This is a genomic window from Desulfobacter sp. UBA2225 (assembly GCF_002348205.1).
Taxonomy (GTDB): Bacteria; Desulfobacterota; Desulfobacteria; order Desulfobacterales; family Desulfobacteraceae; genus Desulfobacter; species Desulfobacter postgatei.
This window is the reverse complement of sequence record NZ_DDYV01000324.1, coordinates 1-12,984: the sequence shown is the minus strand read 5'-3', so window position 1 is coordinate 12,984 and position 12,984 is coordinate 1. Positions and strand designations below refer to the sequence as shown.

The 12,984-nt window shown below is 42.7% G+C and carries 15 protein-coding genes; all 15 read left to right on the top strand.

What is annotated here, in order from left to right; all coding sequences use genetic code 11:
• Positions 1 to 531, top strand: a 531-nt coding sequence (locus B3D59_RS16870; RefSeq protein WP_286822306.1) for a hypothetical protein, incomplete at its 5' end; no start/stop codon positions are given.
• On the top strand, positions 518 to 976 hold the full coding sequence (gene pssD / locus B3D59_RS16865; RefSeq protein WP_286822305.1) for a PssD/Cps14F family polysaccharide biosynthesis glycosyltransferase: 459 nt from the start codon (positions 518 to 520) through the stop codon (positions 974 to 976). The genes B3D59_RS16870 and pssD, both read left to right, overlap by 14 nt.
• On the top strand, positions 973 to 1,479 hold the full coding sequence (locus B3D59_RS16860; protein WP_286822304.1) for a glycosyltransferase: 507 nt from the start codon (positions 973 to 975) through the stop codon (positions 1,477 to 1,479). The genes pssD and B3D59_RS16860 overlap by 4 nt, the downstream gene beginning before the upstream one ends.
• 44 nt (positions 1,480 to 1,523) lie before the next feature.
• On the top strand, positions 1,524 to 3,389 hold the full coding sequence (locus B3D59_RS16855; protein ID WP_286822303.1) for a DUF4838 domain-containing protein: 1,866 nt from the start codon (positions 1,524 to 1,526) through the stop codon (positions 3,387 to 3,389).
• A gap of 50 nt (positions 3,390 to 3,439) precedes the next feature.
• Entirely contained in the window at positions 3,440 to 4,546 is a 1,107-nt protein-coding gene (locus tag B3D59_RS16850) for a DUF1972 domain-containing protein (RefSeq protein WP_286822302.1), read from the top strand.
• Positions 4,543 to 5,670, top strand: a complete 1,128-nt coding sequence (locus tag B3D59_RS16845) for a nucleotidyltransferase domain-containing protein (RefSeq protein WP_286822301.1) — start codon at positions 4,543 to 4,545, stop codon at positions 5,668 to 5,670. Before B3D59_RS16850 ends, B3D59_RS16845 begins: the two co-directional genes overlap by 4 nt.
• Before the next feature lie 16 nt (positions 5,671 to 5,686).
• Complete coding sequence (locus tag B3D59_RS16840) at positions 5,687 to 7,129, top strand: sugar transferase (RefSeq protein WP_286822300.1); 1,443 nt, start codon at positions 5,687 to 5,689, stop codon at positions 7,127 to 7,129.
• A 23-nt stretch (positions 7,130 to 7,152) separates the two neighbouring features.
• The gene (locus B3D59_RS16835; protein WP_286822299.1) at positions 7,153 to 8,202 is read left to right on the top strand and encodes a VanZ family protein; all 1,050 of its coding nucleotides are present in this window, start codon (positions 7,153 to 7,155) and stop codon (positions 8,200 to 8,202) included.
• Positions 8,189 to 8,323, top strand: coding sequence for a hypothetical protein (locus tag B3D59_RS16830; protein ID WP_286822298.1), 135 nt, complete (start codon positions 8,189 to 8,191; stop codon positions 8,321 to 8,323). Before B3D59_RS16835 ends, B3D59_RS16830 begins: the two co-directional genes overlap by 14 nt.
• Before the next feature lie 60 nt (positions 8,324 to 8,383).
• Positions 8,384 to 9,292: a hypothetical protein gene (locus B3D59_RS16825; protein WP_286822297.1), complete on the top strand. Its 909-nt coding sequence runs from the start codon at positions 8,384 to 8,386 to the stop codon at positions 9,290 to 9,292.
• A gap of 32 nt (positions 9,293 to 9,324) precedes the next feature.
• Positions 9,325 to 9,630, top strand: coding sequence for a PqqD family protein (locus B3D59_RS16820; protein ID WP_286822296.1), 306 nt, complete (start codon positions 9,325 to 9,327; stop codon positions 9,628 to 9,630).
• Positions 9,627 to 10,112 carry a S26 family signal peptidase gene (locus B3D59_RS16815; protein ID WP_286822295.1) on the top strand — a complete coding sequence of 162 codons (486 nt, stop codon included), beginning with the start codon at positions 9,627 to 9,629 and terminating at the stop codon, positions 10,110 to 10,112. The genes B3D59_RS16820 and B3D59_RS16815 overlap by 4 nt, the downstream gene beginning before the upstream one ends.
• 41 nt (positions 10,113 to 10,153) lie before the next feature.
• A complete protein-coding gene (locus tag B3D59_RS16810; RefSeq protein WP_286822294.1) occupies positions 10,154 to 10,318 on the top strand; it encodes a hypothetical protein in 165 nt (54 codons plus the stop codon).
• A 39-nt stretch (positions 10,319 to 10,357) separates the two neighbouring features.
• A complete protein-coding gene (locus tag B3D59_RS16805; RefSeq protein WP_286822293.1) occupies positions 10,358 to 11,071 on the top strand; it encodes a PEP-CTERM sorting domain-containing protein in 714 nt (237 codons plus the stop codon).
• Positions 11,072 to 11,193: 122 nt separating this feature from the next.
• On the top strand, positions 11,194 to 12,984 hold a 1,791-nt coding region (locus B3D59_RS16800), incomplete at its 3' end, for an ABC transporter ATP-binding protein (protein WP_286822292.1).

The following is a 12,984-nucleotide window of genomic DNA, read 5'->3' as shown; positions in this document are numbered from 1 at the left end:
AAACCTAACCGGACACTACTGATTATTCAAAGACATTTTGATAATATTTCAAAAGATAATAATTATTTTTTATTTGGGGCAGGGCCTGGTCAGTTTACAAGCCGTGCTGGGTTAATTGCCTCTGGAAATTATATCCGTTCTGATAAAATATTTAAAATATTAGGTTTGGAGTTAGGTTATACACATATTCAACGCCTATTATTGTCTGATTTGTGGGATATTGTGAGAAGTTCATTGTTTGCTAATTCATCCTCTGCAAATCCATGGTTCTCAATATTAAGTATCAATGCTGAGTTTGGGATAATTTTTTTTGTTATTTTATTAGCCTGTTATATTAAATTATTAGTCAGAGTATATTGGTCAAGAAGCATTAATGAAAATGAAAAAATATTTGTATTAACAGTATTGGTATTTATTTTTTTACTTTCATTTTTTGAAAACTATTTGGAATTTACGCAAGCAATATTTGTTGGTTTGTTTTTGATAAAATTTATTCAAGGGAACTCGGAAATAAGGAATGAAAGAAATTAAATTGTGCATAATATGTTCAAGCGGTGGTCATCTGTTGCAATTTATTCGTCTTGAAAACTGGTGGAAACAGTATGAACACTTCTGGTTGACTTTCAATAAGCCCGATGCTCAATATTTATTGAGAAACGAGAAAGTATATTGGGGTTATCATCCAACTACTCGGAATTATAAAAATTTAATTAAAAATTTTTTTCTTACTTTAAGGATTCTATTTAAAGAGAGACCCACAATAATAATTTCAACAGGCGCAGGCATTGCTATACCAGGTTTTTATTTAGCTAAGTTTTTTAAAATAAAAACAATTTTTATTGACGCTTTTAATCGAGTTGATTCTCCAACATTAACAGGAAAAGTTGTTGAAAATATCTCGGATGCTTTTTATGTCCAGTGGCCTTCACAAAAAAGATTTTATAAAAAAGCAAAACTTCTTGGAAGACTATTATGATTTTTCTAACTGTAGGGACTGATCACCATCAATTTCATCGACTTCTAAAAAAGATGGACGCTTTAGCTGCTGATGAGATTCTTCAACATGAGCTTGTGGTACAATATGGGTTGAATAGATTTATTCCTAAGGCTGCATCCCAATTGCATGACTTCTTGTCATTTGATAAAATGATTGAGTATATAAAAAAAGCGGAGATTATCATAACCCATGCCAGTTCAACGGCCATGCTTGCAATCACAAACGGAAAAATTCCTGTTGTTGTACCACGAGATAAAAAGTTTAATGAGATAATTGATGATCATCAATTGGAATTTGCTAGGAAATTGGAGAATGAATTACCCATGATCGTTGTTTATGATGTCGAAAAAATAGGTGATGTATTGAAAAATTACTCTCAACTTTCTGATGCTATTTGCAAAAGGGCTTCATTGTCAAGCGATTCAAAAAATCAAGCGGTCTTAGAGTTAGACCGTTTAGTTCATAAATGGTTTCCAAATTAACTGTATAGTTAAAATTTTCAAATCGATTTCAGGGAAGCAATAAAATGCAAACTGGCTTACCCTTCAATTTTTCAAATCGGCTTATCTTATCTCTAACAGTCGTTTGCGTTTATTCATTTTATTGTCTTCAGCTATTTGCAGGTCAAGATCAACCAAAACGAGTTTTGATTGAGCAAGGAAAAAGTCGGGCTAAAATCCAACTCAGTCATGCACCGTCTGCGCTGGAGAGCAAGGCCGCAGCTGAAATACAACGGTGTGTACGAGAATCTACGGGGGCAACTCTGCCTATCATATCCGCACCTGAAACAACGCAGGAATATATCATCAAACTGGATGTTCAAGATGCACGGTCGGGCGAAAGCAGCGAACAGTTTTCGGTCTTTACAACGGAGTTCAGCACTGAAATCTCTGGGGGCAGCCCATTAGCCGTCTTCTACGGGGCTTGTGCCTTTTTGGAAGAGGTGCTCGGCGTTCGGTGGTATCTTCCGGGGACATTAGGCGAGATCATTCCGAAACACGACACAATTGTGGTACCGCATATAGAACGACATGAAAGCCCAGATTTTCCGATGCGATGGGTTGGAAATGGGACATGGATGCTCCGAAATCGCCAGAATCACTGCAAAGAAGGATTCTGGATATACCCCGGGATTTATCATACCCAAAACGCCGTTCTGCCTCACGATGTGTATTTCAGTAAAAATCCAGAGTACTTCGCTTTAATTAATGGAAATAGGTCGCGAAACCCAGGCTGTAAATTGTGTTATAGCAATCCCAATACCGTTCGAGAAGTGGCTAAAAATTTGGGAAAAATGCTGGATCAGCACCCGGAAATAGATTTACTTTCCCTCTCGCCTACTGACAGGCAAATGTGGTGCGAGTGCAAAGAGTGCCGGGCCATGGATGAGCAGGATGCCCCAAATGATCAGAGTAAATCTCGCCGCAGTTTGCTGTTCTATAATGCTGTAGCCGCGGAGCTCCGTAAGACTCATCCTGATGCACAACTTCTGCTTGGTGCATATGATGTTTATAATTGGCCACCTCGTGACACCTCTATTAAGATAGATCCCATGCTTAGCGTGATCATCTGTCACTACGAAGACTACTGCATGGCTCATTCGGTTGCCGATACCACTTGTCCCAAGAATAGGCAATATCAAAAAATAATCAAATCCTGGCAGAATCTCGGGTGTCAGGTGTATTTTTATGAATATTACTGGAAGACAAATTGGCTTGATCTACCTTGGCCGATTGTCCATAGTGTCAGCGTTGATATTCCGTGGTACAAGAAAAATGGCTGCCAAGGTGTTTATACACAATACAATGAGGACTGCATCTGGAGTCAGTTTCCTGTGCATTATGTGGCCGCCCGGCTTCTATGGGATGTCGACATGGATGTAAATGAAACGCTGGAGCGAATGTACGCGGATCTTTTCGGAAAAGCAGCCACAGACATGAAAGCCTATTATAGCCTCATGGAGAAGCAAATGGCGACGTGCGGGAAACATTTTCCCGGTCGAGGTGCAACCTTCGGTCCCCATATTTTTACCGATGAGGTGCGAAAAGCACTACGGATGAACCTCAACGGAGCTGTGCAGAAGAATGATGACTCACGGGTAGCACAACGACTACACAAAGTTCAGATTTCACTTGAATATGTCGAGCGACTGATGAGCTACCTGAAGTTGAAGCAAATGGCGTTGAACGCACAAAATGGTGAGACCGCTTTGAAAATTGCAAAGCAAGCACTCGACTGTGGTGAAGCGCTACGAGAGGAAATCAGAAGCAATCGGGAAAAATGGGGCGGTGTAGTGAGTAAGGACGTTGTAGGGCGCCAGCTCTATCTCTCTAAGGAACTTGCGAAGTGGCGTAATACTGTCAGGAAACGATGGCCCGCAATCGTTGATTGAGTCAATGAGATGAACTGTTGAATGACCAGTTGAGTTGATTTTGCTGATAATTGAAGCATCTACTAATATTAGGAACTAGGGGCATTCCTGCCCGACATGGCGGCTTTGAAACCTTTGCAGAGCAGTTTTCTCTTTATCTTAAACGCAGAGGGTGGGAAGTTACCGTCTACTGCCAGGAGGAGGGCAGCGGTTCTTTTTTTGAAGACGATTGGAACGGAATTCACAGGGTACATATTTCGGTTCCCCAGACTCTGGAAGATGCCAAAGGAACCATTGTCTTTGACTGGAAATCAACCTGCCATGCAGCAAGACAACAGGGCGTCATACTTACGTTAGGATATAATACGGCCATTTTTTGTGCGTTGTATCGTCTGAAACGAATAAAAAATATTATCAATATGGACGGCATCGAATGGCAGAGGGATAAATGGTCCTTTTTAGAACGTAGCTGGTTGTACTTGAATGAAAAAGTCGGATCATTGTTGGGGGATCATCTGGTGGCAGATCACCCTGAAATTAAGAATCATCTTGCAGGGTTCATATCGAAGAAAAAGATAACAATAATTCCTTATACGGCGCCAATGGTCCGTTCTGCCGATGCAGCCTATCTCAAGCAGTTCCATCTTGAACCCTGGAGATTTGTCCTCCTCATTGCCCGGCCCGAATCGGAAAATTCGATTCTTGAAATTGTTCGGGCGTATACTGCCCAAAAAAGAGGCATGCCTCTGGTTGTTCTGGGAAAATACGATTCAACACACTATGAGTACCAAAAGCAGGTGTTGGATGCCGGCAATGATGAGATTATGTTTGTGGGAGTTATATACGATCAGGCTGTTGTTCAGGCGTTGCGTTTTTATGCCCGTTTTTATGTACACGGCCATACCGTGGGCGGAACCAATCCTTCCCTGGTTGAGGCCCTGGGGGCGGGATCTCCCGTATTGGCGCATGACAATCGTTTTAACCGGTGGGTGGCTGGTAAAGGGGCTTTGTTTTTTTCCGACGAACAGATGTGTGATAGGCAGATCACAAAATTGGTTCAGGATGACGATCTGGTTACTGAGATGAGCGTTGCCAGCAAGAGACGATATCTTGAGCAGTTTACGGACGATAAAGTTTATGGTACCTATGAACGACTGCTGGTTAAATACGGGGCTTGAAATACGGGGTAAACATATCAGACGAGCAGAAACTTGTATTACTTCTGTCAGCACCGTTTTTTTCAGATTGCCATCAGGAAGAAATCAACAAAATCATACAGGATAAAAAGCAGATTGATTTAAACGAACTCTGCCGTTTCGCATCGGAATGTGAAGTTGCCGGGTTTGTTTACAGGAATGCAAAATTTTTAAATTTAGATGTAAAAGGGATAAAAGATCAGTTAAAGTCAGCCTACCAGAAAACGGCCTTAAACAATATGGTGGCTCTTAGGGAAACTCTGGTGGTGCTGAAATCCTTATCAGCTCACGATATTCCAGCCATACCCTTAAAAGGTGTTTATGCTTCAGATACATTATTCCGGGATTTCGGGGTTTATCCTTCAGGTGATATTGACCTGTTGGTCCCATTAAATCTTCTTGAAAAAATAAAAATAATACTTGAATCCGAATGCGGTTACACGCCGGTGGAAGAATTTTCCCAGGAAGATCTTATGGAGAGCCACTACCATCTGATTTTTAAAAAGCGGATGACAGTTGAAGTTCACTGGAACCTTGTGAGGCGGTATTTTTCCATTCCGGAAGTGTTCTGGTGGACATCAGCCTTTCCTGTTGAGTGGGAGGGGGTACGCATAATGGATTTAACCATTGAGAACAATATTCTGTATCAGGTTTTCAGGCTGTTTGACCATTGTTTTCATCCCTTGCGTTTTTTTGTTCTGCTCAGTGCCTTGATCGAAAAAAATTATGATCAGATCAACTGGAAGTGTTTACTCCGGACGGCAGACCGGTTTGGGATGGAAAAACTGGTTATCTTCACTTTAAATATTTTAAAAGATTTACTGGGAACTCCCATGCCCGCTTTGATATCAGGCCAACGCACCCGGGGATATCCGGTATTCAGGCGCCTTGTATTTTCAGGCATCTTCTCCGGGGTCAGCCGAAAGCATCTGAGAATGATGGTCTATACGCTGATGCTTATTGAAACAAGGAGCGTTGTAAGGATTTTTTGGGGCAGGCTTTTTCCGTCAACCGGAGAATTGCGCCTGAGATACAACCTCCCGCCCTCATCACACGTAGTCTATTTATACTATATTTTGAATCCTGTTCTTTTGATTTTAAAATAAAAAGATAAGAGGAAAAATGCTTAGAGAACAGCGTTCATTAATACTGGACTTCGAGAAGCTCCTTGATATTACAATCACGGCCTTCTCATTCATTGCCGCATATTTTATCAAAAGGCACCTGGTACCCGGTCGTTTGGCTGGTCTCTCTACGGATCCTAACTACTATCTGATCCTTACCCTCATCATTATTTCCTGGTATATCGCCTTCAAATGGATGAATATGTATATGTCATACAGGGAGAGGCCGTTCTGGCAGTTTTTTACCGGCATCGTAAAGTCAAACCTGCTGGGGATGATCCTGCTTACCATTACTATGTATGTTATGCATATCCACGCCATCAGTCGTCTTTTAATGGGTATATTCATTGCCTTGAATATTGGGCTGCTTACCCTGTCTAAGTTTATAATTTTCACGACTCTGGAGAAGCTCAGGACAGATGGATTTAACACCTGCAGCGTACTTATTATTGGCAGCAAAGAGCGGGCAAGGGAGGTCATCCGGGCTATTGAAAAATACAAGGCATCCGGGTACCGGGTGGCTGGCTGTTTTGATATCAATGAGGACCTGTTGGGGCAGATCGTTGAGAACGGTCACAAGGTGATAGGTCTGGTCGGGGATCTGGAAGCGTATCTGAGGCACAATATTGTAGATGAGCTGATCTTTGCCATGCCCTTGAAAATGATTCAGCGCGGGGATCGCTATCTGGCCCTGGCAGAAAGTATGGGTATCAAAGTCAGGATTATACCGGACTGGGAGATTCATTATTTTATGTACCGTCCCAATATTGCGACCATCCGGTTTGAATCCTTTCTGGGCGTTTACAATATGGTCCTCCAGTCCACGCCAGCCAATGAAGGCAAAATCCTGATTAAACATGTTGCTGGTTATATGACAGCTATGGTGTTGACCCTGGTGCTGATGCCGGTATTTATTGCCGTGGCCGTTGCCATCAAGCGAACTTCACCAGGGCCTGTGTTTTATACACAGGAGCGGCTGGGCTTGAACGGCAGGAAATTCAAGCTCTATAAGTTCCGCACCATGGTGAACAATGCCGATGACATTCGCAAAGAGCTGGAAGAGATGAACGAGATGGACGGCCCGGTGTTCAAGATCAAGGATGACCCCCGGATCATTCCCGGGATTGGTCAATTTTTGCGCAAAACCTCTTTGGATGAACTGCCCCAGTTGTTTAATGTTCTCAGGGGGGAGATGTGCCTGGTGGGGCCAAGACCCCCACTTTCCAAAGAAGTGGATGAGTATTCGGTCCGGCACCGGCGGAGGCTCTCCATGAAGCCGGGCATGACCTGCCTGTGGCAGATTGCACCCAACCGTAATGATTTGAGCTTTGAAGAGTGGATGAAATTGGATTTAGAGTACATTGACAACTGGTCCCTGTTCAATGACGTTAAAATTCTGGTGCTGACAGCCCGGGCTGTGCTGACCCGGTCTGGCAGGTAGATTCAAAGTCTATATTTTCATCCATGAAATGCTTTTTTGTTCTTTTTGTTTTCCTGGCCCTTGGTACGGTTCTCAGTCACAAATGGATTGACCAATATGAAGCCGGTGGTCCGGATATGCTTACGGATCAATGGCAGATTCGGGCCGGAACAGACTGTCAGGGTGTTGTACAAAACAACTGTCTTTGCCTGGAATCCCAAAAACCGTTGAAAAGTATAAGTATTTGCCAGGAAGTAACCGGATTTAGAGCGGAAATGACGCTTCTTTTATCAGCAACAATGAGGTGCGAAAAAGTAACATCCGGTCCCAAACCATGGAACCGGGCAAGACTGTTGCTGGTGCAGAATGACGGGAAAAAGGAGCGATGGGATTTTCCTCATACTGTTGGGAAACCTTTTGAAGGCACCATGAACTGGAAACGGTTCGGTACCGTTTTTACTGTGAATCCATTAACTGAAAAGTTGCGTGTGGTGGCGCAGATGAGCCAATGCCGGGGCCGGTTTGAGTTAAAGGATATTCACCTTGTGCCTGTAATTGAAAGACCGGCCTATGTCTGGGCGAAAAGGGTTGTTCTGTTTTTATGGGCTCTCTTCGGCTTTGTTTTTGTAATCTCCTTTTTTTTCCTAACCAGGAGATCAACGCTCCTTAACGTTGTTTTGGGCCTTGCTTTTGCGGGCATTATTATCGGAACGACTATGCCGGCGGGAATGAAAAATCAAATGATTAAAAAGGTCCAGGCTGGTGCAGAATTTGCGAAAGAAACAATCGTACCGGCTGATAAACAGGAAATTCCATGGCAGCCTGATAAGGTCGGCCATTTCTGCCTTTTTGCTCTGTTCGGATATATATTGATCTCCGTTCTTGAGCAGGATGCCGGATTTACTGTTCTGGTATACACACTTATGGTTGCTGCCGGCACGGAGTTGGCCCAGATATATATTGACGGGCGTTCAGGGCATTTGAGTGACTTTTTTATTGATGCTGCCGGGGGGTGCCTGGGGATAATGATCGCTCTCCTGGGCCAGAGACTGAATAACAAAAGAATCAAAGGAGGTGGAAATGACTGGGTTTAAAAAGGAACTTATCACTATCGTTATTCTCGCAGTTATGGCGGTAACCGGCATCTATATCGCAAATGCTGTTCCGGTTGAGCAGGAGATTTCCTCAATCCCTTCTATTAACGTCTCTAACTAATCGTTGATATAATATAAGTTGCAAATCGCAGAAGATATATTTGAGCTGGTGATTTCAAAAATGGAAAAAGAATGCGGGATAAAATATTTTAAAGTTGCCGATATCACTGTTCAGGTTCAATCTGATTATCCGATTGGAAAGAATACATTCCATTCAAAATTTGAGCGATTTGAAGTTTTTAAAAAGAATAAAGATTCTATTACGATATTTCATCATGTCAGGCCGGTGGCCGAAAAAAGGATAAAGCCTGAGAGGGGAAAAGAAGTCTATAAAAAAAACCAGTGGCAGATATTCAAAGATGATTGCACCTGGTTTTACCACTATAATTCAATTTTTCCGGGCGATCCGGTGGATAACGTTGTTGGCATAATGAACAGGGATTATTCTGAAATTCATATTTATCCTGAGAATATGTCAAAACAAGCATACGCCCAAGGCCGATTCCCTGCTTTAACTTTGTTTAATACCGACCAGATGATTTTTGCAAAATTGCTCAGTGACCGTAAGGGGCTGGTGATCCACTCAAATGGGTTTAATATCAATGGTAACGGCGTTCTCATTGCAGGCGTGTCCGGTTCCGGGAAAAGTACCCTGTCAGGGATGCTTAAAAAACTCGGCCATGAAATTCTGTGCGATGATCGGATGTTTGTTAGATCCATTGATGGGAGATTTCACATTTTTGGCAACTGGTGTTATGGGTCTCACCCGGATGTGTCGCCTTCCCATGCTCCCTTGTCAGGGGTTATATTTTTAAAAAAGGGCGGGCGGAACCGAATTAAGAAAATTACAGATCAGAAGGCTATTGTATCAAAACTGATGCCGGTGATTGTGAAGCCTATGCTGGATGTGGAGGGCTGGGGCAAATATTTATCCACATTTGGGTGGTTGAAGAAGTCAGCCTGCTTTTATGAGATTGAATTTGATTTATCCGGAAAAGCAGGCGATATTATAAGTGATTATTTTAAATAACCTGATATTGAATCTATTATCAAGGATATGTTATGCCATCACCCGTTGCATTAAATTGTATATATAAAATTTCAGAAGACATTATTTTTAAAGAGATTGAAGGGACGTCTATCCTGATTCCTGTGATATCAGGGGTCGGAGACTTGAATTCTGATATTTTTCAGCTGAATGAAACCGGTTCCAGAGTGTGGGAGATGCTTGACGGCAAGACGCCGCTTGAAAAAATCATTCTTACCCTGATTGATGAGTACGATGCGCCGACAAAAATCATTGAACAAGACGTTTTCAATCTAATTCAAAATCTATTGAAAAAACAATTTGTTTATGAAATTTCATGAAAAATGATCGGCTAATGATTTCAGGCTCTGCATTTGCTTTGGTGGTGCAGGCCGTGCTTGAAAAAGGGGGGACGGCCAGGTTTAAGGCCACCGGATCAAGCATGACACCGACGATTAGAAACAATGACGTGGTTTCAATTTCACCGTACAAGGAGAATCGCCCTAAAGTGGGCGATGTCGTTGCGTTGTTGGATAGGGACGACAACAGAATCATCATCCACAGAATTATCAAACAACGAGAGCGCATGTTTTTGCTTAAAGGTGATGGTTTGTGGCGTTCTGACGGTTTTTTCCCAAGGGAATGGATGGCAGGGATTATTTCAGAGGTTGAAAGAAACGGTACTCTGATTTCGATGGATCGGTTAATAACCGATAGAATCATCTGGATGTCAAAATTAAGACTTTTTTGGCCGATCAAGATTCTGTTTAAGTTGAAAAATAGAGTTGATCGTTTCTTTGGTATTAATATTGCTTTTGTTTAGGTGGGAACAGGGCAAAATAAAATTAATTAAGGAGAGATATAATGAAAGATCAAAATGAAGGTAAATTAAAAAAGACATGGGTAGCTCCTGAACTTTCTGTCATCCAGGGTTTGGATTCCTGCGTTGAATTTCTGTATGGGACTGGTGGTGTGCCTGGCGGGAAGATGGAAGAAGACGAAGCGGCTTATAAAGCAACGCAAAAGTAAGATGATCATGATTTTTAAATTAAAGGAGTTAGAATTAACATGAACTACTATGTAAAAATGGTTAATTCAGTTGCTGTATTTTTAGTTGTTGCTTTGTGTTCATTTCAAGTGAATGCTGAAACAATGTCAATAGGAAATACTTATGCTGGGTATGCAAGCTCAGATATTGAAACTAAGTATATCGATACGGCTACTGGAAATCTTGTGGATAAAGACACCTTCGCCGGTTTGTTCCTGGTAAACTATGAAGGGTATAATACTTGGGGCTTTTGTGTTGACCTTAACACCCCATTAGTTTTGGGAACAGTATTCGATCAAAGCACTGAATTTCAATATACAACTACTTTCGACCCTGGTGACTACAGCAACAATGACATGCTTAAGGTAGAGTGGTTGTTAGATAAATATGGTGATGAAGCATATGATAACGGAGAACCATATAAAAACAAGAGTGCTGCTTTACAATTGGCTATTTGGGAAGTGCTTTATGATGATGATTTTCAATTTGTTTACACTTCCGGAGGTCCACTATCGAGCCTTTATGAAAAATATGAGACGTATATTGACGCGTTTAACAATGGATTTAATTCTTCTTATGTAAGTACCGGAAATTACGTTGTTGTTGATCTTCAAACCAATCAGGGAGGAGACGCCCAGGATATTATTGTAAAGGTAGTCCCAGAACCCACAACAGCCCTGCTTTTGGGCTTCGGGCTTCTTGGGTTGTGTGCCGTTGGAAGAAAAAGAGCTTAGCGTTCCGAATTGATTATTCGTTTTTACAAAAACAGAGAGATGAATCCTCTCTGTTTTTGTGGTTTTAATTTTAATATCTTTAAATTCATATCTACATGACGCCGGCGTCACTTAAAACCAAGTTGAAGAATGCCGTAAGGATTGATCGTGCGTTAACGTTTGTCTGGCAGGCGTCAAAGGGAAGCACAATTTTGCTGGGAGTGCTGGTTGCGATCCTGGGCGTTCTTCCCATTGTTTCTCTTTACCTGGTTAAGATGATTATAGACCAGGTTGCTGCGTTGGCTTTATCGCCACCGCTGGGTTTTATGGATCCGGCATTTCTTTTTGTTGCCCAACTCATTACAGCGGCGTTCGGCATTGGGCTGCTGGCTACGTTGCTCGGTTTTGCTGCGGACTACATCAAAAAGTCACAAGCCCAGACAGTTGCCGATTATATGTATGCCATCCTCCATGAGCACTCCTGCCGGGTGGATCTTGCGTTTTTTGAATCACCTGAATACCGGGATACGCTGTTCCGGGCCCAGCAGGAAGGACCGTACCGGCCGACCAAAATTGTCAACGGGCTCTTTGCCGCCGGTCAGGCCGGGGCCTCTTTTTTAGCTGTCGCTTGGTTGCTGGCAGTGTTTAATCCGCTGCTGCCGGTGATCATTGTTGCTGCGGCTGTACCTGGTATCCTTTTGAGGTTGAGCTATTCAAAGAAAATTTATGAATGGCAGGAAAAGAGGACTGAGGATGAACGGCGGGCCTATTATTTCCATTGGATGCTGACCGGCGATGCCCATGCCAAAGAGTTCAGGCTGTTCAACCTGGGGCGGTATTTTATAGAACGATTCCGGCAGATCCGGTCAACGCTTAAAGAGGAAAAACTCTGGTTTGAACGGCGAAGGGCCATGGGGGACTTTATTGCCCAGGCAAGCGCCATCATCTGCGTATTTGGGTCTTTTGCATATATCGCTTTCAAAGCGGCCAATGGCGAAATTACAATAGGCGATCTGGTCATGTACTTTCAGGCCTTTCAACGTGGGATCGGCTATTTGAAAACACTGTTGGAAACCGGTGCGGAAATGTATGAGGATAATTTATTCTTATCTCATTTTTATGAGTTTTTAAAAGTTAAGCCTGACATTGAATCTCCCCATCATCCTGTCCCGGTTCCTGAAAAAATAAAAGCAGGCATTGAATTTAAAAATGTGGAGTTTTTTTACCAGAAAGATGGAAAAAATGTGCTTAATTGTATAAATTTTTCCATAGGACCCGGTGAGATTGTTGCCTTGGTCGGTAAAAACGGTTCAGGAAAATCTACCATAGTAAAAATTTTAACCCGCCTTTATGATCCCCAAAAAGGGGGGGTATTCCTGGATGGTATGAATATAAAAAAGTTTGATCCCGGTTTGTTCAGAAAGAAGATCAGTGTCGTGTTCCAGGACCATATTAAATATTACTTAAAGGCCGGTGAAAATATTTTGCTGGGCGATATGGATCGCGATGCTGACGCAGAAAGTATCCGGGCCGCAGCAGTAGAATCGGGCATTGATAAAAAAATTCGCCGGCTGCCCGCTGGATATGATACGCTTCTTGGTCGCTGGTTTAAAAACGGAGAAGAGTTGAGTATGGGTCAATGGCAGATGCTTGCAATTGCCAGGGCGTTTTATAGGGATGCCGAAATTGTTGTTCTGGATGAACCGTCCAGCGCGCTTGATCCCGAGGCCGAAAAAAAATTGTTTGTTTCGTTAAGGCGGTTAATACAAAACCGTTCGGCCCTGATCATCAGCCATCGCTATTCAACTGTCCGGCAGGCGGACAGGATACTGGTCATGGATCAAGGCAGGATAATAGAGCAGGGCAGCCATAACGACTTGATGGGGCTTGACGGTGAGTATGCCCGTCTTTACAATGCCCAGGCAAAGGGATAC

Bases quoted from the DNA above. Each gene is read 5' to 3' on its own strand.
- B3D59_RS16860 (WP_286822304.1), top strand. From the start codon at position 973: ATGATTTTTCTAACTGTAGGGACTGATCACCATCAATTTCATCGACTT.
- B3D59_RS16855 (WP_286822303.1), top strand. From the start codon at position 1,524: ATGCAAACTGGCTTACCCTTCAATTTTTCAAATCGGCTTATCTTATCT.
- B3D59_RS16835 (WP_286822299.1), top strand. From the start codon at position 7,153: ATGAAATGCTTTTTTGTTCTTTTTGTTTTCCTGGCCCTTGGTACGGTT.
- B3D59_RS16815 (WP_286822295.1), top strand. From the start codon at position 9,627: ATGAAAAATGATCGGCTAATGATTTCAGGCTCTGCATTTGCTTTGGTG.
- B3D59_RS16825 (WP_286822297.1), top strand. From the start codon at position 8,384: ATGGAAAAAGAATGCGGGATAAAATATTTTAAAGTTGCCGATATCACT.
- B3D59_RS16840 (WP_286822300.1), top strand. From the start codon at position 5,687: ATGCTTAGAGAACAGCGTTCATTAATACTGGACTTCGAGAAGCTCCTT.
- B3D59_RS16820 (WP_286822296.1), top strand. From the start codon at position 9,325: ATGCCATCACCCGTTGCATTAAATTGTATATATAAAATTTCAGAAGAC.
- B3D59_RS16830 (WP_286822298.1), top strand. From the start codon at position 8,189: ATGACTGGGTTTAAAAAGGAACTTATCACTATCGTTATTCTCGCAGTT.
- pssD (WP_286822305.1), top strand. From the start codon at position 518: ATGAAAGAAATTAAATTGTGCATAATATGTTCAAGCGGTGGTCATCTG.
- B3D59_RS16805 (WP_286822293.1), top strand. From the start codon at position 10,358: ATGAACTACTATGTAAAAATGGTTAATTCAGTTGCTGTATTTTTAGTT.
- B3D59_RS16810 (WP_286822294.1), top strand. From the start codon at position 10,154: ATGAAAGATCAAAATGAAGGTAAATTAAAAAAGACATGGGTAGCTCCT.